The sequence below is a fragment of the Chryseobacterium glaciei genome, assembly GCF_001648155.1.
In the GTDB taxonomy this organism is placed as follows: Bacteria; Bacteroidota; Bacteroidia; order Flavobacteriales; family Weeksellaceae; genus Chryseobacterium; species Chryseobacterium glaciei.
Window position 1 is genome coordinate 2,997,704 of sequence record NZ_CP015199.1, and the last position, 24,456, is coordinate 3,022,159.

A 24,456-nucleotide genomic window follows, 5' to 3' on the forward strand; every position below is an offset into this window, starting at 1 on the left:
AAACTATCAACTATCAACAAGCAACAAAAATCTAAAAAATATTATTATGAAAACAAGACAAGAACAAATTCAGGAAATAGAAAAAGACTGGCTTACAAATCCACGTTGGAACGGAGTGAAAAGACCTTACACCGCTGAAAAAGTTTTGAAATTAAGAGGTTCTTACAAACTAGATTATACGATTGCGACAGAAATGTCAAAGAAATTTTGGGACAAATTAAATAATCAGGATTTCGTTGCCGGACTTGGGGCGTTGACAGGAAATCAAGCCGTGCAGGAAGTTGATGCAGGTTTGGAAGCTATTTATCTTTCTGGCTGGCAGGTTGCGGCAGACGCTAACTTATCGGGTGAAATGTATCCTGATCAATCTTTATATCCAGCGAATTCAGTGCCTTCTGTGGTGAAGAAAATCAATAATGCTTTATTGAGAGCAGATCAAATTCAGTCCGTAAATGGAGGTGGAGATAAAGAATATTTAGTTCCAATTATTGCTGATGCGGAAGCTGGTTTTGGAGGAAATCTCAATGCTTATGAATTAATGAAACAAATGATCGAAGCGGGCGCTGCAGCCGTACATTTTGAAGATCAGTTATCTTCTGCAAAGAAATGTGGTCACTTAGGCGGAAAAGTTTTGGTTCCGACTCAAGAAGCGATTAATAAATTGATTGCGGCTCGTTTGGCAGCTGACGTTTTGGGGGTTCCAAGTTTAATTATTGCCCGAACTGACGCCGATGCAGCAGATTTATTAACTTCAGATATTGACGACAGAGATAAAAAATTCGTAACGGGAGAAAGAACTTCCGAGGGATTTTATGTCGTGAAAAATGGAGTAGAGCAGGGAATCGATCGTGGTTTGTCTTACGCTCCTTACGCAGATTTGATCTGGATGGAAACTTCAAATCCCGATTTGGAACAGGCAAGAAAATTTGCGGAAAGTATTCATGCCAAATTCCCCGGAAAAATGTTGGCTTATAATTGTTCGCCTTCTTTCAATTGGGCAGCAAGGCTTTCTGTGGATGAAATGTTGAATTTCAGAGAAGAATTGGCAAAAATGGGTTATAAATTCCAGTTTATTACACTGGCAGGTTTCCATGCTTTGAATACGGCAATGTTTGAATTGGCTTTAGCATACAAAGAAAAAGGGATGGCCGGATATTCTGAACTTCAGGAACGTGAATTTGCATTGCAGAAAAAAGGTTTCAGAGCGGTAAAACATCAGTCTTTTGTAGGAACAGGATATTTTGATGAAGTACAGAATGTGGTGACAAGCGGTTCCTCTGCAACGGTTGCTATGAAAGATTCTACAGAAACGGCACAGTTTCACTAAAATCATTTTTCCATATTTAAATAAAATTTTTAGATGTGAACCTTCTCAGTTTTGGGAAGGTTTTTAGTTTGGAATTAAAATTAAAAACTTAAAGTTCATATATTTGATTATTAATGAAGAAGTGAAAAATAATGAGTTTAATTTATCAAAAGGAAATAAAAGTAACCAAAGAGCATATTGATCAGAATAATCATGTGAATAATGTTCAGTACGTGCATTGGGTAGAAGAAATTGCCGTTGAACACTGGGATTTTGTAAAACATAAAACGGAATATCCCGAAGATATCTGGATGCTTTTAGATCATCATATTCAATACAAAAAGCAGGTGTATTTGGGAGATACAATTATGGTTAAAACATATCCTAAAGTTCCTGAGGGAGCAAAGCAACCCAGAAAAGTTGAATTTTATTGTAATGATCAGCTTGTTGTAGATTCACTAACCTTATGGATTTTGATTGATGTGGAAACGCAGAAAATCAAACGTTTGGGGAATGATTGGCTGGAGAAGATTTAAGAAATTTATTTTGTCCTTTTATTAATGTTTTTAGGATTTTGCTTGTTGTGTAAAATAGCATGAACAAATATTATTTCATTTTCTACAGTATAGTAAATTCCGTAAGGGAACTTTTTAGTAAAAGTAATTCTAATCTCTTTATATCTTTTCTGATAATGTTCAGGGTATTTTTGAATTTTATTAAGCCCTGTTTCAACTTCATTTAATAATTGTTCCGGAAGATTTTCATTCTGTTCTTTATACCATTCTATAGCTTCGTCTAAATCATTTTCGGCTTCAGGTTTAATTATTAATTTATAATTCATACTTGTTTTTTAATGAATTTTTTACATCATCCCAAGATTTACCGGAGGTTGGATTTTCTTTGTGATTTTCAATCCGTTTATCCAAAATTATTTTATGTTCGGGCGTAAGTTCTTCATCGGTATTTTCTTCCGTTGTAATAATAGCATTAATAATGCGGAGAATCCTTTCATCAGCATGATCTATAAATTCATGGATTCTTTTTTTTAGATCTATAGTATTTTCCATTTTCTTAATTCTAATTCTATGATCAAAGTTAAGTAATATTTTATTTGATTATACAATATAATCCTTTTTGAACGATGCATGACAAAACCAAAACTCAAACCAAATTCCTTATCTTTGCACCATGATACGTATTACAAAGATTTTCACATTCGAAACAGCCCACGTGCTGTATAACTACGATGGAAAATGTAAAAATATGCATGGACATTCTTATAAGCTGTTTGTAACAGTGAAAGGAAAGCCTGTAAATGATTTGGAGAACCCTAAAAATGGGATGGTAGTTGATTTTGGTGATATTAAAAGTATTGTAAAACCTGAAATTGTTGATGTTTGGGATCATGCAGTTTTGATCAACGGATTATCTCCACACAGACAATTAGGAGAGAGTCTTGAAAGTCAGGGACATAAAGTGATTTATTGTAATTTCCAGCCAACGTGTGAAAATATGTTGTACGCGATTGCAGCAAAAATAAAGTCAAAACTTCCGGAAGGAATTTCTCTTGCTTACCTTAAACTTCACGAAACTGAAAACTCTTACGGAGAGTGGCTTGCAGAAGATAATCAATAATATATTCAACAAAAAATTCAATCGGTGTTAAAAACTACCATCAATTTAGAACCTGGTAAAAAGGTGTATTTTGCTTCAGATCAGCATTTTGGAGCTCCTAATCCTAAGGAGAGCAAAGTGCGTGAAGAGAAATTTATCCGTTGGATGGACGAAATAAAAGAAGATGCTCAGGTTTTGTTTTTAATGGGTGACCTTTTTGACTTTTGGCATGAATGGAAACATGTAATTCCAAAAGGATATGTGCGTGTTTTAGGCAAAATTGCAGAATTAAAAGACCGTGGAATTCACATCTATTTTTTTGTGGGTAATCATGATCTTTGGATGAAAGATTATCTTGAAGAAGAAATTGGCTGTACCGTTTTCTATAAAAAGCAATATTTTGAAATGGGCGGTAAACAGTTTTTACTCGCTCACGGGGACGGCTTGGGACCTGGCGATAAAGGATATAAAAGAATGAAAAAAGTCTTTACAAATCCCGTTGCACAATGGTTTTTCAAATGGCTTCATCCTGATATTGCGATGAAAATTGCTTTGTACATGTCACAAAAGAATAAAATGATCTCCGGCGACGAAGACAAAGAATTTTTGGGTGAAGAGAAAGAGTTTTTGATTATTTATTCAAAAGAAAAGCTGAAAACTCAGAAAATAGATTATTTCATTTATGGTCACCGTCATCTTCCGATGGTGTTGGATTTGGAGCAAAAAGCAAAATATATCAATCTTGGAGATTGGATTTCGTATTTTACATACGGTGTTTTCGAAAAAGATTTCGAATTAAGGTCTTTTGCGGAAGGAGAAAAAAAAATTACCCCTAAAAGAGGTAATTAACGGACGAAAATAAATTTTCATCCTGTTTTTAATCCATATTCCGGATAGATACTTGCAAGAATCTGACCAAAAATTAAATTTAAGATTAAAAAAATATTAAAAGAAATATGCTTTACTTAATGTTTGTTTCAAATTGAAACAATAAAAGGAAAGTGAAAAATTTTATAAAAGATTGGAAAACATATTCAGCATACAGTCAGAGCAGGATTTTTTGGATGCAGCATTGAAAACGTTTCGTTATCAATATGAAAATATTGAGATCTACAGAAAGTTTGTTGATTATCTAAAAATAAATCCAGATGAGATAAAAGAACTGACAAAAATTCCGTTTCTGCCAATTGAGATGTTCAAAAATCATCAGATTTTAGACAAAAATATGACAGCTGGCCTCTTTTTTCAAAGTTCGGGAACAACGCAGATGAATTTGTCTAAACATTTTATTGCGGATGAAAATATATATCAGGAAAGTATTTACAAAAGTTTTGAACAGTTCATCGGAAAGCCGGAAGATTTTATCTTTTTGGGCCTGCTTCCAAGCTATTTGGAAAAACAAAACTCTTCTTTAATATATATGGTTGATTATTTAATGAAGAAATCTGCCAAGCCTGAAAACGGATATTTTCTTTACAATCATTCAGATTTATTTGAGCTTCTAAACACTTTAAAAGATAAAAAAGTAATTCTTTTTGGAGTTTCTTTTGCACTTTTAGATTTCTTGGATTTTTATAACTCCAACACTCCAACATTCCAACACTCCAACGCTCTTACTATAATAGAAACCGGTGGAATGAAAGGGCGTAAAGAAGAAATGACAAAAGACGAATTACTGAAAATTTTGCAGGAAGGTTTTAAAACTGATAAAATTTATTCCGAATATTCAATGACGGAACTTCTGTCGCAAGCATATTCTTTAGGCGAAAATGTGTATCAATGTCCAAATTGGATGAGGATTTTGGTAAGAAATGCTGAAGATCCTTTTAATTATGAAAAAGAAGGAAGAACCGGAGCCATCAATATTATAGATTTGGCGAATATTCATTCGTGCGCTTTTATTGCTACTCAGGATTTAGGAAAAACACTTCCTGATTCTACATTTCAGGTGTTGGGGAGAATTGACCATTCTGATATTCGCGGATGCAGTTTGCTGGTGAGTTAGTGGGTTTTAGAGTGGGAGAGTGATAGAGTTTTAGGTTATTAGGGTATTAGTGTTGTAGGAGTTAAATCGATCATTTATCAATTATTATTTATCATTTATTTAAAAATTCATGCTGAAGATAGAAGAACTTGTTCATGCATATATCCATTCTCACTGCGATTTTGAGAAAGAAATTGTGCTGACCAATCATTTTCATTCTGATTGGGAAGCAGATATGTTGATCATTGATTCTGATGGTTTCAGTCATGAAATAGAGATCAAGTTTTCAAAAAGTGATTTTAAAAATGACTTCAAAAAATCGTATTTAAATACAAAAACTGGCGAAAAATTTCTGAAACACGATAAAATTTTCTGTGGAGATTATGTTTGTAATGCTTTCAGTTTTTTGCTTCCGATGGGAATGATTGAACATGCCGTAATTCCTGAGCATTGCGGAATTATTGAATTTTATCACAACGTTGACACTTGGGAAACAGAGTTTTATCTGATCCGGAAACCTAAAAAAGTTCACCAAGATTCTTATTGGAATTTAAATGATAAAAACCTTTTCATCCGAAAAATGGCACTGAATTTACTCCAACGAAAGATGGAAATCAAAGGAAAACATGAAGAGCTCATCTTTAAAAATCCTTTTGAAATAAAGAAATTAAAATAGAAAATCCTAGCCTTGCTGTCAGGATTTTTTTTATGCTTTCTTTTTGTACATTCGCCGTTTATAAATACAGTCTTTGAATATTGGAAAAAAAATACAGGTAATTAAACAAATTAGATTAAATTTTTATTGAATAGGTTTTATAAATGGAAAAGAATATGAAAGAAATTATCTGTCCTTATTCGTGGGATTGTGGGAGAATTTTTGATCCGCAAGACCTTAGTAAATTTGATTATAATTTTATACAATCTGCGGTAGAAAAGAAAATGACTTTTATGATTATTCATTGTCCGAACTGTTCAAGAGAGTTTAAGTTTGATGCGGTGCAATGGAAAGCGGATGAATTTGGATATTCTAATCCAAATAATGTCGTCAAAAAGAATGAAAAAACAACAAAACAATTAGCTGCTATTCTCAACAAAGCTAAAGTTGAAATCCCACTTCCATATTTTAAATATTTGATCAGCAATAAATTTGAACCGCAAATTTCAATTTTTCCTGAGGAAGAAGATTTTACTCTTTTTACTTTGAGTCAGCTTTGTGAAAAAATAAACGTAGATGGTAAATCTTATCTTACTATTAATCAATTAAAAGGATTTACATTCTCATTGTTAGAAATAGTGGGTGAAAGCTCTCAAAAAAGCCAAGAAATAAATTATAAAGAATTGTCGGATTGTTTAGCAATCGGTTCCGAAAATACAAGGATTTTGTTTATAGATAATAGGGATCAGAATTCTTTGTGGGTTTTCCATCCAGACGGTGGAGATATAGAAAAAACGGCTGTTACATTAGAAAATATTATAAGTAGAGAAAAGTAGAACCATAACATTCATAAAAATCAAAATCCAATGAACAAATTATTCTTCATCCTCTTAATTGTATTGTGTAATATATCATACGCACAACAAAAAAAGCAACAGGATTTATGGACAGGAAGTTACATATTGCATCCCAAGAATGGAGATAATACGACAAATGCAGATACTTTAGTAATCGTAAAAACTGCAGATGCCGATCCTAAGGAGATTCCGGCTAAATATGAATCTGATTTAGCCCGTTGGGTGCTTACTTCTAAAAAAGAAGGAGATAAAAACAAGAAAATTGTCAGAAGATTTTTATTTGATTTAGAAGATGATGAAAATGCATACGAAGAATTTGGTTGGAGTGATTTACATAAAAGCGGGAAAATGAATTGCATAGATGGTGGTCATTTTTTCATTTGCCAGACAGAACCAAACACGGTGGTAAGATTTAATAAAGATGAAACTTATCTTTCTAAAACCGGTGTTTTTGGGATTTGGCTGCATTACGGCGTGGTAGAATTACAGAAAATTAAATAATAAATTATTACAAATTAATCATATACAATGAAGAATCTATTTTTAGGTCTTTTGATCCTGTTATCGTGTTTTTACAATGCACAAAATTCAGGGAAAACAGAAATTTATATTCTGGGAACGGTTCATGAGCCATTGTCGCCTATTTTAAATCCTCAGAGTCTTTTTGAGATTTTGGAAAAGATAAAACCTGATGTAATTCTTCAAGAACTTGATACGGAGCAGATGAAAGATTTCAAAAAAGAAAGCATGTCTAAGGGCTCCAATGAAGTAAGTGCAGCGATTTTATATTTAAATAAATACCCGAAAACCTTTAATCTGCCTTTCGAATTTGAAGGAAGAAATCAATACCGAAAAGATCACGGAATGGTTCCTACAGATAATTTGACCATAAAGTTAATGGATAGCCTGTATCAAAAGAAGGCATTAAATCCTACGAATACAATCATTTTTGAGAAATATATGGAAGCAAATAATGCTTTGAAAGATTTTTCTAAAACAGATATTAAAACTTTAAATTCATTAAGTTTTGAAACCGTAAATAGATACCGTCAGTTTGTTCAGCATCACGAAATTCCTAAAATTTCTAATTCTGAAGACATTTTTGCGCGTCAGTTTGTAACGAAACCTAATGGCGAAAAGATTTCATATCGTGATGGATATCAGCTTTGGTGTAATTTCTGGGATATGAGAAACAATACGATGGCGCTGAATATTATCAAGCAAGCCAATCAATATAAAGGAAAGAAAATCGTGATTTTAACGGGAGTACAGCATAAATACTACTTAAAAGAGCTGTTGGATAAATATCAGGACGGAAATTATAAGGTTATTGAATACTTTAAATAAAAATCAATCTCTTTTCAGAAAAGACAATAAAAAAATCCTGCCACTGCGGCAGGATTTTTTTAATTCTTGTATTTTTCGTTTTAATCAGCTAATGGAACTTTACTGTCAGCCTGAAGTAAGAACTTGTAAACCAATCCTCCTGCTATTCCGCCAAGAATTGGAGCTACCCAAAACAGCCAAAGCTGAGACATTGCTGCTCCGCCCACAAAAACAGCTTGTGAAAGCGATCTTGCAGGGTTTACAGAAGTATTGGTGATTGGGATTGAAATTAAATGAATTAATGTCAACGCCAAACCGATTGCAATTCCTGCAAATTTTCCGTTCGCAAATTTATCAGTGGCTCCCATGATAATAATTAGAAAGAATGCAGTTAATAAAAACTCTGTTAGGAAAGCTGCTCCCATTGAGTAGCTTCTACCGTGATAGCCTGCCATTTCGTAAAAGTTGGAAGCAAATGCACCGGGACCTTCTGTTGTGAAGGCGCTCGCTCCATTTAGGATAGTGTAAAGGCATCCTGCTGCAACGACCGCTCCAACGCATTGGGCAACAATGTAAGGGATTAGATCTTTTGCAGGGAATCTTCCACCAACGAAAAGACCAAATGAAACGGCTGGGTTGAAATGTCCTCCGGAAATATGACCAACGGCGTAGGCCATTGTAAGAACGGTAAGACCAAAGGCGAAAGCAACACCTAAGATTCCAATACCACTGTCGGGAATTCCGGCAGCGAAAAGAGCACTTCCGCAACCACCGAAAACAAGCCAAAAGGTGCCGAAAAATTCAGCAAATAGTTTTTTTATCATGTTGTTTATTTTAATGTAAATCAAATTTAATATTAAATTTGTAAACTTAAAAGCAAAATCCTTAAAATATTTCAAATGAATGTGAAACATAATTGTGAGATTAATAATCTGGTTTTAAATTTAATGATGAAACTAATTTAACATTATTGGTATAATCATTGAATTGTATACCATAAATGTTTATTTTTCGTTTATAAATTTAAAAGCCTTTTTAATGAAAAAGTTTTTGTGTGTGGTTTATGTGTGTGGTATTTCTAGCTTTTATTATTCTCAAACCGCAAAAAAGACAATTCCTTGCTATGATTTGACCGAAGTTTTAAAAGTGGAAGCAACTCCTCTTTACAAGCCTCATTTGGATGCTTCAAAAAGTTTTGGAGTGAAATTGCTCCGAGATTCCAAAACAGTTCAGAAATATATAGGCAACGGAAAATTTCATAAAATAAAAAAAACAGGAAAAGGATATCGTGTTCAAAAACTAGATTACAGCAGAGCTTATATGGTTTCTAAAGCCAAGGCGACGCTTGAAAAAATGGGAGCAAGATTCAGTAAAGAAACAAAAGGGCATACTTTTACGGTTTCATCCATGACCAGAACTTTGGAAGATCAATGTAGATTAAGAAGAGTTAATGCCAACGCTTCTGTAGGGATTAGTTCTCACAATTACGGAAATTCTTTCGATATCTCTTACATCCGTTTCAATGATGTTTTAAAGTACAATCCCAAAATGGAAATCGCTTTGGAAAAGGTGCTGAAATATTATGTAAATGCAGGCCGAATTTATTATATCAAAGAAAAGCAACAAAGCTGCTATCACATTACTGTAAGAAATTATTAAAGCAAAATATCAAAATTTATTTTTTATGCTTAGGAATTGTTAATAAATCTTCAATTATTAGTGAGATATTTGTGCAGGTAGTTTAATTTATATAATTTTATGCGACTAATTATACCATGCAAATTATGACAACTTTTAACAACGAACAGTACGAAATGGCATTAGCAGACTGGGCAAACTGCTGTGCAAACTATCAAGTTATTCAACAATTAATCCCAACTAATTTTGTTTTTGAGCTTACTCCAGATCAAATTGATTGGCTTAAAAATACAAACGACAACAAAAATTTCTGTACAGAAATAGGTGTCTATAGTGATAAACTTGTGTTAATACTTTGTCCTCTTGACAATAAAGGTCTGAAAATCCCTGTAACAGAACATCCGTATACTTTTCTGGCAGAATTGAAGAGCGACTTAACGCTTATGGAAAAACAGGAATTTATTGTGGTTAAAAATGCGGTGTTATCTCAGGAACTTTGCAACATAGATCATAATTCTAATATGTATCTTCCGGTATCAAATGTGCCGATCATGGATCAGGATAAAGCATTAGCTGCAATAGAATCTTGGAGAACTGAAGGAATGACTTGGTTCTATATGGAATGCAGCGAATTCAAAGGGTCAAGAATTTTCAAAAAATTCTTAGTTCCCGCAGAAGATCTTACGCCGATGAAAGATAATTTGTCAGGAATTGTATGCTCATTTGGATTGAAATTTTCTGATATTTACCAGAGAACGCTTGTAACGTTGATCTTTATTTCTCAATATCAGGAGAATTTAGAGAGCAACGGAGTTAGCTCTCAAACAATTTCGAATACCTATGACTGGTCACAACCGTGCCCGCCAATTTGTAATATTTAAAAAAAATCAAGTAAAAAATAAATTAAATGGAGGATGCTTTTAAAGTAATACTTTATTTTAATAACAGTTTTCTTTTTATTAGTGCGCTTATTGGACTTATAAAATTTAAGCGTTTAAAAAACACGGAAAAATGGTATGTTTATTATATCATTTTTCTTTTTTTAATAGAAGCTGCGATTAAAATTTCGATCTATGTTTTTGAATTAAAAAATATAGATTTCCTGTATCCTCTTTACGTATCCGGAGAGCTGTTTCTGCTGGGAAGTTTGTTTATAAGGAAGTCCAACTTATCCAAGTATTGGTACATTCCGATCGTTATTTTGATTGGCTGCTTTTTCTTTGTAAACATTCCGGAAATAAATGAGCTAAAGAAAGTTGTTTCAAATATTGTAGTGATCTGTTTTGCAGGGTATTCACTCTTAACAGAGATCAGGAAAAGCGAAACCAATAATGACAGATTTATATTGGTGGATGCTTTTATCTTCCTTTATTACGCTGTTTCGGTGTTTATATTCTTCATGCTGCGTCAGTTGAAATCGTTTTCTAATGACGAAGTTTATATGATCTGGGGTATGAATAATATTCTGTGCTGTTTCCTTTATATATCAATCATTTATACCTTTTTAAAATTAAAGAAATAACCTTAAATATTAGCTTTTTTATCACTTTGATTGTCGTTTTGCTGATCATTGTGGTTTTCGTTTTACTGGCGTATAAATTTTTCATTGATAGAATTATTAAAGAAAAAAATGCACAGCATGAGGCGGAAGTTCTTCATCAGAAAAGACTGGTTTTAGAAAATATCAAAGCACAGGAAGAAGAGAGAAAAAGAATTGCGGTAATGATTCATGATGACATCGGAAACCGTTTGAATATTCTTTCTTTATGGCTGAATAATCTCGACACAAAAGGTGATGAATTAATTAAAAAGAATATTTCCGGCCAGATGTCTTCCTTGATAGATTCTGCCAGAAGCATTTCTCATTCATTATATCCCGTAAATCTTGAATCGGTGGGACTTGTTTTATATATTGAAGAATTAATAAACAATCTGGCTAATCGAGTTAATATCTCGTTAAATGTAAGCTCCAAATTTGAAAAGAAAAACATTTTCATTGAAGTGCAGGTGTACAGGATCATTCAGGAGTTTACAACCAATGTTCTGAAGCATTCTGAAGCTACGAGAATCTGGATTTATATTAAAGATAATCAGAAAAATCTGAGTGTAGTAATTTCTGATAACGGACAGAGTTTTGAGTACGATGCCGTAAAAAAAGGAATGGGAATTAAAAATATTGAGTCCAGAATAAAATCCATGAATGCTCTCCATAAATGGAAGAATGTTTTAAATAAAGGAAGCCGTTTAATTATTAAAATTCCATGTAACGATGAATCCGCAAATCAAAATAGCGCTAATTGATGACGAACAACTGATCCTCGAAGGGGTGAAAATGCTGTTGTCAACAGAAAAAAATATTTCAGTATCCTTAACGTGTAACAACGGGCCTCTTTTTATCGAAAGTTTAGAAACTTTACCGAAAGAAGAATTCCCCGATATTGCATTGGTAGACGTACAAATGCAGCCAATGAACGGATTCGAATTGGTGGAAATTTTAAAAGAAAAACATCCTGATCTCAAAATAATTATTCTTTCTTCACATTACAAAAGCTCGATTTTGGGATATATGGTCAAGCTTGGAGTTTCCGCTTTCCTTCCTAAAAATTCTGACAGAAAAACCTTTATAGATGCCATAACAATGGTGTACAAAAACGGAGTTTTCTTCACTTCTGAAGATCATCAGATGTTGTTCTCTTACATGAACAGTTCCAGCAAGAAAAAATCATTGTTCGAAATGGATGATGAACTTTCCGAGCGCGAAAAAGATGTTGTTAAATTGATCTGTCAGGAACACACCAACAACGAAATTGCCGAAAAACTATTCATCAGTCCACGAACGGTTGAAAGCCACAGACAAAGGGTTTTAGAAAAAATTGGAGCCAAAAATACGGTCGGCATCGTTATTTATGCCATCATCAACAATATTTATTCACTAGAAAGAATTTGATTCCGTAGAAATACGGAATTTTTTATTTGGTGTTTTCTACTGTAGCATTTTATTTCATTTCGATGTTATTTTGAAAGTGTTATTCAGAGAAGTTTTTAAGGTGTTTGAAAAGCTTTTTTTAGCCTTAAATTTTTCCTGAATAATTCAATTAAAAAACAATAAAGATGGAAAATGATATAATTTCTATTGGAATTTTTTTCGATGGGACAGGAAACAACGGGCTCAATGCAACTTCCACTCAAAAGCCAAAAAATAAGAACAAAAGCTATTATAATAATATAACCAACGTTTATAAATTATATCAACTTTTCAATGGAAATAAGAAAATTTACGTTGAAGGAGTTGGAACGGTAACTGGCGCGGAGGATAGCGATTTTGCGATGGTAACCTGCAGGAATCCTTATCGATTCACGGGATATTCTTCAGATGATAAATTGGCGAAAGCGAATGCATTTGTTGATGAGGTAACATTGGATAAAACCAAAGAATATCATTTCTATGTTTACGGATTCAGTAGAGGATCTATGTTGGCAAGAAACTTTTGCTATGAATTATTAAAGCAAAATCCCAAAATATCAGGAAATTTTAAAGTTAAATTTTTAGGAGTTTTTGATACGGTAGAATCTACTCCTTTTAATGATTATAACGTAAGTCTTCTTCCAGGTGTTGAAAGAGCTTTACAGTTATGCGCGGTCAACGAATGCCGATATTTTTTTCCATTGACGGGCTTTTTTGAAGATTCAAAAAATATGGAAGATTCAAAATCCGAAACAGGAAATTCAGTTTGGAAAGAGGTTTTTGTTCCCGGCGCTCATGCAGACGTAGGTGGAGGATATTTAGAAGGTCCACAATCGGTCTATGTTTCACATGATTTTGTGATTAAAGATGAGGTTGACGCTTATGTTTCGAATGTAAAAAATACAGCAATGGATGCTGAAGGCAATAAAATTTGGGAATCACTTTTATATAATTATCAGATAGATTCCGGAGACTTTTTTTCTCAGGCTTATGTAAAAAGAGATTTGGTTTACAATGATCTTCCGAAAGTTTACGGAAAATTAATGTTGACAGAAACCAATGCTTTTCAACCTGTTTTTAATACAGATTTTGATGAGTCAAATTTTGAGATTGATCCTAAAATTCACCAGTTTTTACTGTCATTTTCTGATGAATTGGAGAAATATGTTAAAGATCTTTCTCTTAACCTAAAACCGGTTTATAATTATGAACGATTTGTGAATTATACTCATTTTTCTTCTAATTTCGGTTTGTATGAAAAGGCTTTATTACTGAGAACGGAAGACGAAATTTTTGTTGAAATGCTCAATGATAGTCTTAACGTTCCCGGCAGTGCCACGATAAAACATGCTAATGCAGGAGAATCAAAACTTCAGAAAGAAATTCATTTTTTAGAACACGATGTTCTTACGGATTACGCCTACGAAGGCAATATTCCGAATAATGATAACTGGAGCCGATCTATTTTAATTAAATAAGATTTTATAATAAATGTTAGTACTTTTTCAGTTTTAAATTTAGGTGTGAGCTGTCTGTGGTGGGCAGCTCTTTTTTTCAAAAAAGAATCATTTTTTAAATGATAAATAATAAAGTTCATATAAGTTTTTAGATTAATGCAAGGCTGTTCAATTTGAATGGCTTTTTTTATTTCTGGGCTATTCATTTCTTTTTCCGTATTTTTGCACCCGAAAAATATTCAGTATTAATTCTTAATTACATCATTACATGCTTTCGGTTCAAGGTCTAGGATTACATCATTCGGGAAACTATTTGTTTCAAAACGTTAATTTCACCATTAAAAAGGATGATAAAGTTGGTTTGGTTGGTAAAAACGGAGCAGGGAAATCTACTTTGTTAAAAATGCTTTCCAAAGAAATTACTTTTTTTGAAGGAGTTGTAGTTCCGGAAGGAAATATCACCATTGGTTTTTTGAAACAAGATCTTGATTTTGTGAAAGGAAGAACGGTTTGGGATGAAACTATGCAGGCTTTTGAGCAAATCAATGCGTGGAAGAATGAGTTGGAAGAAGTCAACCATCAGTTGGCTACCAGAACAGACTACGAAAGTGATGCTTACACAGACATCATCAATAAAATGACTGAGCTTAATGATCTTTTAATGCATCATGACGCTTATAATTTGGAAGGTGATATTGAGAAAGTATTGTTTGGTTTAGGATTTAAAGCGGATGATTTTCAAAAAATAACGGATGAATTTTCCGGAGGTTGGAGAATGAGAATTGAACTGGCAAAATTGCTTCTTCAAAAGAATGATCTGATGCTTCTGGATGAGCCTACCAACCACTTGGATATGGAATCTATCATCTGGTTGGAAAACTTTTTGAAAGATTATCCTGGTGCGATTGTATTGGTGAGTCACGATAAACAGTTTATGACGGCGGTTTGTAACAGAACTTTTGATGTGAATAACAGAAAAGTAGATGATTATAAAACCAACTATACCAAATATCTGGTGATGCGTGAGGAGCGTCGTGAAAAATTAATTCAGGCTAAGAAAAATCAGGATTCTGAAATCAAGCAGATGGAAGATAATATTAATAAGTTCCGCGCAAGTGCTACCAAAGCATCTTTTGCGCAGTCACTTATTAAGAGATTAGATAAAATTGAGCGTATTGAAGTTGATAATGAAGATGTTTCTAAATTCAATATTCGTTTTGTACAGTCTGTTGTTCCTGGGAAAGTAATTTTCGAAGCTGAACATTTAGGAAAAGCATACGGAAAGAAACAAATTTTTGATGAAGTAGATTTCATTGTTCAGAGAGGAGACAGAATTGCTCTTTTAGGACAAAACGGACAGGGTAAGACGACATTAGCTAAAATTCTAGCCGGAGAAATCAAAGATTATTCAGGTTCTTGGAATCTTGGACACAATGTGAATATCGGATATTTTGCCCAAAATCAGGAGGAAGTTTTAACACCAAATAAAACCGTTTTAGAAGAAGCAGAAGATTCTGCAACCGAAGAAACAAGACCAAGAGTAAGAGATTTATTAGGATCTTTCTTATTTCAAGGGGAAGCGGTAAACAAGAAAACAAAAGTACTTTCCGGAGGAGAAAGAAACCGTCTGGCACTTTGTAAACTATTGCTTCGTCCGTTCAACACGTTGATTATGGATGAGCCTACCAATCACTTGGATATTCAATCTAAAGAGATTATTAAATTGGCTTTACAGAGATTTGAAGGTACATTGATCGTAATTTCTCACGATAGAGAATTCTTGGATGGATTGTGTGATAAGATCTACGAATTCCGTGATGGAAGAATGAAAGAATTCCTTGGAAGTGTGAGCGAATATCTTTCATACAGACAAAAAGAAACATTGAGAGAGATCTCTGCTGAAAAAGCTAAACTTCATACTGAAGAAGTTAAAGTTGAGGTAAAAGAAGTTCCAAAACCAAAAGTGGAAGAAAAATCTCAGATTGTAAGCAAAGAACAAAAAAATATTCAGAATAAATTAAAGAAAGTAGAAGAGAAAATTTCTGAACTTGAAACCAAAGTAGAAGAAATGGAAGCTACCTTCACCAAGGAAAACCCTTCTGAGGAAACTTTAGAAAAATATAATAAAACTAAGGAAGAATTGGATGCCGCTCTACAGGAATGGGAGTATTTGGGTTCTCAATTGGATTAAATTTTAGTTATATTTTGTTGGTCTTCGCAAAGGCGCAAGGATGTTTACATTAATTATGCTTTAAGGCGCAAGGATTTTATCTTTGATAAAATTTAAGATGTAATACTATGTTGTCGAAAATCTTTGATTTTCTTGCGCCTTAAAAACGTGATATTTATGAAACTTTGCGCCTTTGCGAAGACCAACAAAATATAAAGAAAAATTAATTTGACCAGTATTAGCAATGTCATTCTGAGCGAAGTCGAAGGATCAAAAACAATAACTTTATCATTGCCTTTTGTAACAAAACCGCAATCATAACGACATATTCTAGACAGCTTCACAAAGCATATTAATAAAACTTTAATCTAAGTTTTAAATTATTATTCATATTTTTGAAAGATGATTTTTAAAGAAAGCAGAAATCTGAAGAGTTTTATCTCCAAGCTATTGTTTGGGATCTACTTCATTGCGCTGTTTTCTCAGAATTTTCACAATCACAGTTCCGAAGAAGTTTTTAAAAATTTTAGTTTTAAAAAAACGGAACATAAGATTTCAAATAATGCAGTGAAAGAAAAAGCCGGCGACTGTTTGGCTTGTCATTTCCTAGCTACCGGACATACTTTGGTTCCTGACGAGTTTAACTTTACTTTCGAGCATTATACGCACGAAGTAGAATTGATTCTTGCTGTTCAGGAAAAAATCTGGTCTCAGACTAAATTCACTTTTCAACTTCGGGGTCCGCCCACAATTTCATAGTTTTTTTAGATTCTTTTTTGGCTTTAATGGGTTAAAGTTTAGATTTAAAATTGATACTATTTTTCCTTTTGAATTTATCTTAATCAGCCACGAAGTGGCGAAATAATAATAGCATCGGGTGAAACCCGATGAAAGAAAGATTAATGATAATACAGCCCTGAAGGGGCGGAATGATTAGTATAGAATTTTTTAATGATCATCATTATTAGTTTTACTTTAACGAAGATTAATCAGCCATAAATTTCACATTTTTTACGAAAATGTACCTTCATTAAGGTACGAAATCTATCTATTTACAATGAAATTGATATATAGTTTAATGTTGATCCTTTGTGGATTTGCATTTTCAAACGCACAAAAAACCTATACTGTAGAGGGTGTTGTTCAGGATTTTCACGATAAAACCTTGCTGGAAAATGCGGTGGTGAAAATCGGGGATTTTACAGCCAAAACAGATAAAAAAGGAAAATTTTCTTTTGAAAAAATTCCTGCAGGAAAATATATACTCATTGCTAAACATCCTGATTGTAATGATTATACTGAAAATATAGCAGTTGCTCAGGATATGCATGTAGCAATTACTCTGGAACATCATGTTCAGGATATTGAAACCGTGACCATACACGGAAACCACAAAAAAAATGGTTCTCTAATTATAAAAACTCTTGATAAAACCGATATAGAAAGAAATTCTACAGAAAATCTGGGGAATTTATTATCTAAAATCTCGGGAGTTACAGCATTAAAAACCGGAAATAATATCTCAAAACCTATTATTCACGGACTTTATGGAAGCAGAATCGCTATTTTAAATAATGGAGTAAAACTGGCCGAACAGGAATGGGGAGTAGAACATGCACCAAATGTTGATATTAATAATTTTCAACATATTGATGTCATCAAAGGCGCTTCTGCATTGAAATATGGAAGTGATGCGATCGGTGGAGTCGTGGTAATGGAACCTGAAATTTTTCCTAAAAAAGATACAATCAAAGGTTCTGTCGGTCTTACCGGAATTTCCAATGGACGAGGTTTAGGATTGGATATAGATGTTGCCAAGGTTTGGAAAAACGGATGGGCTGTAAAGTCAGGCGGAAGCATCAAAAAATTGGGTGACCAAAGCGCTCCCGACTATAATCTGAAAAATACAGGAATGGATTTCTCTTCCTTTAATTTTACGGTTCAGAATAACTCTTATGAAAAAGGAATTTCATTTGATTATTATTTAACGAACCAAAACATTGGGATTCTGAGAGATTCACACGTGGCTACTTCGGGCGATTATGACAGAGCGATGAATGCCAATCCGCCTATTTATTCAGGAAAATTCAGTTATGATATTGATAATCCGAGACAGGTTGTCGAGCATCATATTGCAAAAGTTTCGGCTTTTAAAAGATTTGAAAATATTGGAAAACTTTCAGCGACCTACAGTTATCAGTACAATCACAGACAGGAATATGACATCAGAAGAGGAGAATTAAACGACACGCCTTCTCTGGATCTTGAATTGATGACGCATCAGTTTAACCTTAATGATTTATTAGAAAGGGAAAAATGGTCTCTGGAAACGGGTATTGATGCCAGTTTTCAAAACAATTATTCAGATCCTGCGACGAAAGCAAGACGTTTGATTCCTAATTATGATAAATATGCTGCAGGATTTTATTCTGTTTTTAAATATAAAATTTCTTCTGATTTTAATTTTGAAGCAGGAGCAAGATATGATTTCACGCGTTATGATGTTACCAAATGGTACGATAAAAGCGATTGGGAGAAGTTATATGCAGACAGTTTTCCTCAATTTTATGTGAAGACGGATCAGAACAGAATTTTGACGCGCCCTCAGCTTAATTATAATAATGTTTCTTTCAATGCAGGTTTGGAATATCGTCCAAGTTCTAATTTTGATTTGAAATTTAATTATGCAAAAGTGGGCAGATCTCCAAATGTTGCAGAATTATTCTCTGACGGATTACACCATTCAGCGGGAATCATTGAAACCGGAGATATGGCCTTGAAAAACGAACAGGGACATCAGTTTAATTTAACGGTAGATTCAAAATTCAATGTTTTGAGAGGTCTTACTATTTCTGTGAACCCTTATTTTTTCATCACTAAAAATTTCATTAATGAAGTTCCGGTTGGTATTAAAGGAACGATCAGAGGAGTATTTCCGGAGTGGCAATATCAACAGATCGATGCCAAAATGTATGGTGTAGATCTGGATGTTAATTGGAGACTTACGGATGATCTTACCTATGTTGGAAAAGGAAGTTATGTTCATGGACAGGACGAAACCAACAACGAACCGTTGATTTTAATGATGCCGCCGAATTTTTCGAATGCCATACAGTTCAAAAAAGAAAAATGGAATAATTTCTATTTTACGGTTGAAAATCAAACCTCTTTAAAACAGACAAGATTCCCGATTAGAAATGCTCCATTGGAAATTTATGTGGACGGACAATTGGTGGATAAGGAGATCGATTTCAGTACGCCGCCAAACGGATATTCACTTTGGAACATCCAAACGGGGATCAATATCAACAAAAATCTTTCTGCGGGGCTTATCGTGAACAATCTCTTCAACACTTCGTACAGAGATTATCTGAATCGTTTAAGATTCTTCGCGGATGAGGCAGGAAGAAACTTTATTTTAAATTTTAGATACAGATTCTAAAGTTTTCAAAAAATTATTTAATCAAAAATTTTACAATTTTAAAATTCTTAAAAATGAACAAACTATTCAATACTAAAAATATCATCAAATTATTAGCAATTTTATTCATTACGATCACTGTCGTTTCTTGTCAGAGAGACGGTTCGGCAGAGGAAGACGATTTACCTCAGGAAGAGCTTACCAATATTGTTTTGTTGGTTACTGAAGAGGGAACAACAAGTACATTGACGTATGATTATAGTATCGGAGCGGGAGGAATTCCTACAATTCCTTTGAAGGATGGGAAATCTTATACTGTTGTAGCAAAATTCAGAAACGGGAATGAAGATGCAACTCAGGAAATTATTGATGCTAAAAATGAGCATTTCCTGATATTTGATTTCCCTAAATCTAATATCACTGTTACCAGATTAGACGGGAATGATCTTAGAAATGACGGAAAAAGAGTAGGTCTGAGAACAAAATGGGACGTAGTGAAAGCTGTAGATTCTCCATCACCATTGTTGAAATTAACCCTTATCCATGCTCCTGAAAGTGTAAATGATACCAAATCCGGAACTGCTTGGGGAAGTGTAGTAGGTGGAGAAACAGATGCTGAGGCTACCTATAACCTTACCAACTAAATAATAATTTTCAAAATAAAACCACTGAAATTTTCAGTGGTTTGTTATTTATATATATTTGATGGCGAAGAATTTGTGTTTAATAGGATATTTTGATAAAAAATTCATATTTTTGCAACCTAAAATTTTAATCAATAATGAAGGTTACCGCACAAAACCATGATGATGTAAGTTCATTGCTTACAGTGACATTGGAAAAATCTGACTACAAAGAAAAAGTAGAGAAGCAGTTGATTAATTATGCTAAAAATGCGCAAGTTCCTGGATTCAGAAAGGGGAAAGTGCCTTTGAGTATGGTTAAAAAACAATATGAAGCAGGTATTGCATTCGAAGAAATCAACAAACAAGTTTCTGACGCTTTAAACGGCTATGTTAATGATAACAAATTAAGATTAGTTGGACAGCCTGTACCTCAGCCAGTAAACCAATTAGATTACAATGCTGATAAAATAGAAGTTGCTTTTGAAGTAGGGTACGAGCCTGAATTCTCAATAGATCTAGCTAAATATGAAGCACCTCACTACAAAGTAGAAGCTTCTGAAAAAGAAATCAACAAGAGCATTGAAAACATGCAGAAGCGTTTCGCTGAGCAGGTTCCTCAAGATAAAATCACTAAAGATTCTTACATCGCTTTAGAAATTTCTCAAGTTGTGGAAGAAGGTGCTGAAGGTGAGCACCACCACCAACCAAAGAATGTTACCATTACAGCTGAAAACAAAGAAGCTTTCAAATTGGTAAAAGCTTTGAAAATGGACGGATCTGTAAAGGTTTCTAAAGAAACTCTTGCTGGTGACGAAGAATTAGCTAAAGAATTAGGATTCAGCAAAGAAGAAGCTGAGCACTTACACCACAACGAAATTGAGGTTAAAGTAAAAGATTTCTATTCTTTAAACTTGGCTGAGCTTAACCAAGAGCTTTTCGATAAAGTTTACGGAGCTGATACGATCAAGTCTGAAGATGAGCTTAAAGCTAAAGTGAAGTCTGAATTAGACGAATATTTCCAACAAAATGCTGATGTACACTTTGTAAACAAAGTATTAGAGCAAATTACAGAGAAAGAAGAAGTAAAACTTCCTGAAACTTTCTTGGTAAAATGGTTGGTATTCTCTAACCAGAACATCCAGTCTGAAGAGCAGGCTAAAGAGATTCTTGAATCTGAGAAAAAACAATTAAGCTACCAGATCATCGAGGGTAAATTGATGTCTGATAACGAAATTCAGTTGGATTATGCTGATGTTTTAGCACAAGCTGAGCAATTAGTAAGAAACCAATTGGCTATCTACGGAATTCACCACCTAGGAGACGAGGAGATCCAAAAATATGCTGTTGAAATGTTGAAAGACCAAGAGCAGGTAAGACAAATCTCTTCTGAAGTTGCAATGACTAAATTGAAAGATGTAATTCTTGAAAAAGCATCTAAAAAAGAAACTGCAATCTCTCACGACGAGTTTTTAGAAGAACTTAAAAAATAATTTATTTTCTATAAATATTTTAAACCCACCAAGTTATTTTGGTGGGTTTTTGTTTGTGATGGTGTGGTATAATATTTGTAAGATCGTGTTCTTAATTAACACATGATGAAAATACTTATTCCTATTTTTTGTGCTGTACTTTTTTCGAGTTCAGTAGCTACACAGAACAGAACAATTCCCGTAAAGATTGAAGCTAAACAATCAAAGTTAACACCAAGAGATGTAATAGATAATTATCTAAAAGCACTCGGAGGAAGAGACAAACTTGAGGCTGTAAAATCTACTCTTACAGAAGCCGTAGTTCTTATTCAGGATAAAAATAATAAGATGGCAATTACTGCGAGTACTAAAAGAATGGGCAACAAATTCAAATTTGAACAATATGTATCGGGAAAGCCATTCACTCAGGTTTTTGATGGTGAAAGAGGGTATGCTGGTAAGGGAAATAGAAAAATAGATTTTCCTGCTGATAAAATTGCCGAGATGAAAAAAGGAAAAACTATTGAGGCATTGCAATTCGATCCTTCTAGTTTCAAAGCTATTGTTGTAGAAAAAGTCGATGGTAAAGATTATAATGTATTAACTTCAGATAAAGGAAGTTTCTATTTTGATGCTTCAACAGGCTTGTTATATAAATCAATTTTAAAAGAAGGAAATGCTGTTATTAAAAAATATATGACTGTTGATGGTATAAAGTTTCCATCTGAAATTGAAGTCGAAGGAGACGGACAAAAAGTAGTTTCCACAACAATTAATTTAGTTCTGAATCGTGCTTTTACTGACGCAGATTTTAAGTAATAAAAAATACATATTCAATAAATAAAAAACCACCAAATTATTTTGGTGGTTTTTTGTTTATCTTAATACTATTTGTTTACTTAAAACTATATGCTACAGAAGCCATAAAACCTCTATTAAAGATTTTTATTTTATTATGTTTGGAATCTTCATTGGTATAGCTATTGGCGTATTGAAATAGATCTAGGAATCCGTGGGTATATTTTAATTCGACTGCTAAGTTTTGTTTGATCTGATATTGCGCACCAATATTCACCCCAAAATCAAATTTTTGAAGATAATGACTTTCTTTTTCGTCGTTGGAAGGATCTCCATAAATACTTTTGTCTCTAAAAGTATTTCCGTTTTCATCTTTTCGTTTAATATTGGCGGCTATCAACGCACTTACATAAGGTCCGGCATATACCTGAATATTTTTTGATAATTGATACGTAAGGTTGGCAGGAACCACATCGATATAATACATCGTAAGTGTAGATTTATAAATTCCGTTAATAGAATCGCTAACATGAACGCCAGCTTTTCTTTGACTAAAGATTAATTCATGTCGAAGTCCTAATTTTTCATTAATTCGGGTGTCTACAAAACCTCCGATATGAAAGCCTGGTTGATAAGATGTTTTCTGATCGGCAAAAATGTAATCTCTTTCTTTTCCGTATAGATTGTACATATTGATGCCTGCTTTTATTCCCCATGAAACTGTATTGTTATCAGTAGAGGAAAGATCATTTTTGTTATTTTCTTCTAGCTGAGCATACGAAACCGAATAGATGAAAAATAATAGGAGTATGATGAATGCTTTTTTCATATAATTTGAATTTTAAAGTTTTGATTATGTACCATATATCTAAGATTTATTAAAAATTAATATCCCAGATTCCGGCTGTTCTTTCTAATTCTACTAAGGCTGCGGCAAACTCGTAATTCACTTCGTGGTAGTTTTGCTGGACTTCATTATAAGTCTTTTGGGCAGTTAATAATTCCAAAATGGAAGATTCGCCTCTTTTGTAGCTATAAATTTTGCCGTCCAGAATTGTTTTTGCTTCTTTTAATAATCCTGTATTAAACTGTTTAACCTGTTTTTGAGCAGCGATATAAGTAAAATAAGCTTGCGTTACTTCACTTTGAATTTCCAACTCGGTTTGTTTGTATTGTTGTTCTGATTGTTGCAACGTATATTTTGCAGCCAATAATTCTCCAGGTCTGTTATTAGAGAACTTCAACGGAATACTTACACCGACATTAATACCTGTTGTAGATGGAGTAGGCGCAATGGCATTACGAACATATGATGCATAACTTGCCCCTAATGATAATCCAAGATCTATGGCTCTGTTGGCCTTGGCTAATTTTAATACGCTGCTGGCAATACTTTTATTTTGTAAAGCTACTTTAAGGTCTGACCTGTTATTTTGAGCGGTAAGAATAAGTTCCTGCAGAGAAAAGTCACGATCGAAATCTGAAAAATCACCTTTGGGATCAATGAAAGCATCATTTTGAGATCTTCCTAGCAGTAAAGAGAGATTTGACAAAGATGCTTTCCATTTTGCTTCTGCTGCAAATACATCATTAAGCATTGTTCCGGCTTCTAATTTACTTTGGCGGGCATCAACTTCTGAAATAGCACCCAACTTAAAACGGATGTTATCCGATTCAGCCAATTGTTTCATCTGTTGATAAGAGGAAGATTGAACCTCCAACAGCAAACGGTTTTGGATTCCTGATAAAAAAGCGAGCGTAGCATCAGCACGCAGATTTCGGAAATAATCATCCAATAGTAAGTGAGCCAATTCTTTTTGATTTTTGGCAACATCTATTCGGGCTTTTCTTTTTCCGCCAAGTTCGAGCGTCCAAGTTAGTTCAGAGTTAAATCCATAGCCCATATTCATTCTTCTCTGTCCGTTATCTGCCCATCCGAAACCCAATTCAGGATTAGGAAATATACCGGCCGTCTGTATTTCTGCATCAGCGATATTCAAATTAAATTTCTCTGCTGAATACGCCAGATTATTTTTACCCACAAGACTCAAATAAGTGGGATAGTCTAAAGGTTGCTTGGCAAAAGCAGTATCAATAATTTGAGCATGTAAACTAGATATTGAACCTAAGATTATGATACCGAAAAATGATTTTATATATTTTTTCATTT

Annotated in this window: 26 protein-coding genes; 21 read left to right on the plus strand and 5 right to left on the minus strand. The window is 33.6% G+C overall.

What is annotated here, in order from left to right:
- Positions 1-46: 46 nt before the first annotated feature.
- Together aceA and A0O34_RS13325 are read left to right on the plus strand one after the other, a co-directional pair.
- Complete coding sequence (gene aceA / locus A0O34_RS13320; RefSeq protein ID WP_066755278.1) at positions 47-1,327, plus strand: isocitrate lyase; 1,281 nt, start codon at positions 47-49, stop codon at positions 1,325-1,327.
- Positions 1,328-1,458: 131 nt separating this feature from the next.
- A complete protein-coding gene (locus A0O34_RS13325) occupies positions 1,459-1,842 on the plus strand; it encodes an acyl-CoA thioesterase (protein ID WP_066755279.1) in 384 nt (127 codons plus the stop codon).
- 5 nt (positions 1,843-1,847) lie between these two features.
- Here the strand turns inward: A0O34_RS13325 and A0O34_RS13330 are convergent, their stop codons facing one another.
- Positions 1,848-2,147 carry a type II toxin-antitoxin system RelE/ParE family toxin gene (locus A0O34_RS13330; protein WP_066755280.1) on the minus strand — a complete coding sequence of 100 codons (300 nt, stop codon included), beginning with the start codon at positions 2,145-2,147 and terminating at the stop codon, positions 1,848-1,850.
- Positions 2,137-2,373: an addiction module protein gene (locus A0O34_RS13335; protein ID WP_066755281.1), complete on the minus strand. Its 237-nt coding sequence runs from the start codon at positions 2,371-2,373 to the stop codon at positions 2,137-2,139. The genes A0O34_RS13330 and A0O34_RS13335 overlap by 11 nt, the downstream gene beginning before the upstream one ends.
- A gap of 121 nt (positions 2,374-2,494) precedes the next feature.
- On the opposite strand from A0O34_RS13335, the gene A0O34_RS13340 reads away from it, so the two are divergent.
- The 7 genes from A0O34_RS13340 (at position 2,495) to A0O34_RS13370 (ending at position 7,763) form a co-directional block, all read left to right on the plus strand.
- The gene (locus A0O34_RS13340) at positions 2,495-2,941 is read left to right on the plus strand and encodes a 6-pyruvoyl trahydropterin synthase family protein (protein ID WP_066755282.1); all 447 of its coding nucleotides are present in this window, start codon (positions 2,495-2,497) and stop codon (positions 2,939-2,941) included.
- A gap of 24 nt (positions 2,942-2,965) precedes the next feature.
- On the plus strand, positions 2,966-3,769 hold the full coding sequence (locus A0O34_RS13345; RefSeq protein ID WP_066755283.1) for a UDP-2,3-diacylglucosamine diphosphatase: 804 nt from the start codon (positions 2,966-2,968) through the stop codon (positions 3,767-3,769).
- Between the two features lie 172 nt (positions 3,770-3,941).
- A complete protein-coding gene (locus A0O34_RS13350) occupies positions 3,942-4,925 on the plus strand; it encodes a LuxE/PaaK family acyltransferase (RefSeq protein WP_066755284.1) in 984 nt (327 codons plus the stop codon).
- Positions 4,926-5,034: 109 nt separating this feature from the next.
- Positions 5,035-5,580 carry a hypothetical protein gene (locus A0O34_RS13355; RefSeq protein WP_066755285.1) on the plus strand — a complete coding sequence of 182 codons (546 nt, stop codon included), beginning with the start codon at positions 5,035-5,037 and terminating at the stop codon, positions 5,578-5,580.
- 143 nt (positions 5,581-5,723) lie between these two features.
- Entirely contained in the window at positions 5,724-6,395 is a 672-nt protein-coding gene (locus A0O34_RS13360) for a hypothetical protein (RefSeq protein WP_066755286.1), read from the plus strand.
- Between the two features lie 30 nt (positions 6,396-6,425).
- A complete protein-coding gene (locus A0O34_RS13365) occupies positions 6,426-6,917 on the plus strand; it encodes a phosphate ABC transporter permease (RefSeq protein ID WP_066755287.1) in 492 nt (163 codons plus the stop codon).
- A gap of 27 nt (positions 6,918-6,944) precedes the next feature.
- Positions 6,945-7,763 (plus strand): hypothetical protein, encoded by an 819-nt coding sequence (locus A0O34_RS13370; RefSeq protein ID WP_066755288.1) that lies wholly within the window; start codon positions 6,945-6,947, stop codon positions 7,761-7,763.
- Between the two features lie 80 nt (positions 7,764-7,843).
- Here A0O34_RS13370 and aqpZ read toward each other — a convergent pair whose 3' ends face one another.
- The gene (gene aqpZ, locus A0O34_RS13375) at positions 7,844-8,563 is read right to left on the minus strand and encodes an aquaporin Z (protein ID WP_066759708.1); all 720 of its coding nucleotides are present in this window, start codon (positions 8,561-8,563) and stop codon (positions 7,844-7,846) included.
- A gap of 217 nt (positions 8,564-8,780) precedes the next feature.
- Here aqpZ and A0O34_RS13380 point away from each other — a divergent pair, with 217 nt between their 5' ends.
- The 12 genes from A0O34_RS13380 (at position 8,781) to A0O34_RS13435 (ending at position 22,307) form a co-directional block, all read left to right on the plus strand.
- Positions 8,781-9,401 carry a DUF5715 family protein gene (locus tag A0O34_RS13380; RefSeq protein ID WP_066755289.1) on the plus strand — a complete coding sequence of 207 codons (621 nt, stop codon included), beginning with the start codon at positions 8,781-8,783 and terminating at the stop codon, positions 9,399-9,401.
- A 125-nt stretch (positions 9,402-9,526) separates the two neighbouring features.
- Positions 9,527-10,261 (plus strand): hypothetical protein, encoded by a 735-nt coding sequence (locus tag A0O34_RS13385; RefSeq protein ID WP_066759710.1) that lies wholly within the window; start codon positions 9,527-9,529, stop codon positions 10,259-10,261.
- 26 nt (positions 10,262-10,287) lie between these two features.
- Entirely contained in the window at positions 10,288-10,902 is a 615-nt protein-coding gene (locus tag A0O34_RS13390) for a hypothetical protein (protein ID WP_066755290.1), read from the plus strand.
- A 38-nt stretch (positions 10,903-10,940) separates the two neighbouring features.
- Positions 10,941-11,681 (plus strand): sensor histidine kinase, encoded by a 741-nt coding sequence (locus tag A0O34_RS13395; protein ID WP_228394290.1) that lies wholly within the window; start codon positions 10,941-10,943, stop codon positions 11,679-11,681.
- Positions 11,650-12,327 carry a response regulator transcription factor gene (locus tag A0O34_RS13400; RefSeq protein WP_066755291.1) on the plus strand — a complete coding sequence of 226 codons (678 nt, stop codon included), beginning with the start codon at positions 11,650-11,652 and terminating at the stop codon, positions 12,325-12,327. The genes A0O34_RS13395 and A0O34_RS13400 overlap by 32 nt, the downstream gene beginning before the upstream one ends.
- Before the next feature lie 164 nt (positions 12,328-12,491).
- Complete coding sequence (locus tag A0O34_RS13405) at positions 12,492-13,823, plus strand: T6SS phospholipase effector Tle1-like catalytic domain-containing protein (protein ID WP_066755293.1); 1,332 nt, start codon at positions 12,492-12,494, stop codon at positions 13,821-13,823.
- 247 nt (positions 13,824-14,070) lie between these two features.
- Positions 14,071-15,993 (plus strand): ABC-F family ATP-binding cassette domain-containing protein, encoded by a 1,923-nt coding sequence (locus A0O34_RS13410; protein WP_066755294.1) that lies wholly within the window; start codon positions 14,071-14,073, stop codon positions 15,991-15,993.
- Positions 15,994-16,374: 381 nt separating this feature from the next.
- A complete protein-coding gene (locus A0O34_RS13415) occupies positions 16,375-16,731 on the plus strand; it encodes a hypothetical protein (RefSeq protein WP_066755295.1) in 357 nt (118 codons plus the stop codon).
- Between the two features lie 298 nt (positions 16,732-17,029).
- Positions 17,030-19,414 (plus strand): TonB-dependent receptor, encoded by a 2,385-nt coding sequence (locus A0O34_RS13420; protein WP_066755297.1) that lies wholly within the window; start codon positions 17,030-17,032, stop codon positions 19,412-19,414.
- A gap of 53 nt (positions 19,415-19,467) precedes the next feature.
- A complete protein-coding gene (locus A0O34_RS13425) occupies positions 19,468-20,037 on the plus strand; it encodes a hypothetical protein (protein ID WP_066755299.1) in 570 nt (189 codons plus the stop codon).
- A 137-nt stretch (positions 20,038-20,174) separates the two neighbouring features.
- Positions 20,175-21,509, plus strand: a complete 1,335-nt coding sequence (locus tag A0O34_RS13430) for a trigger factor (protein WP_066755301.1) — start codon at positions 20,175-20,177, stop codon at positions 21,507-21,509.
- Between the two features lie 102 nt (positions 21,510-21,611).
- On the plus strand, positions 21,612-22,307 hold the full coding sequence (locus tag A0O34_RS13435) for a hypothetical protein (protein ID WP_066755303.1): 696 nt from the start codon (positions 21,612-21,614) through the stop codon (positions 22,305-22,307).
- A 76-nt stretch (positions 22,308-22,383) separates the two neighbouring features.
- Here the strand turns inward: A0O34_RS13435 and A0O34_RS13440 are convergent, their stop codons facing one another.
- The gene (locus tag A0O34_RS13440) at positions 22,384-23,115 is read right to left on the minus strand and encodes a porin family protein (protein ID WP_066755305.1); all 732 of its coding nucleotides are present in this window, start codon (positions 23,113-23,115) and stop codon (positions 22,384-22,386) included.
- A 49-nt stretch (positions 23,116-23,164) separates the two neighbouring features.
- Positions 23,165-24,454, minus strand: a complete 1,290-nt coding sequence (locus A0O34_RS13445) for a TolC family protein (RefSeq protein ID WP_066755307.1) — start codon at positions 24,452-24,454, stop codon at positions 23,165-23,167.
- Positions 24,455-24,456: the final 2 nt, after the last annotated feature.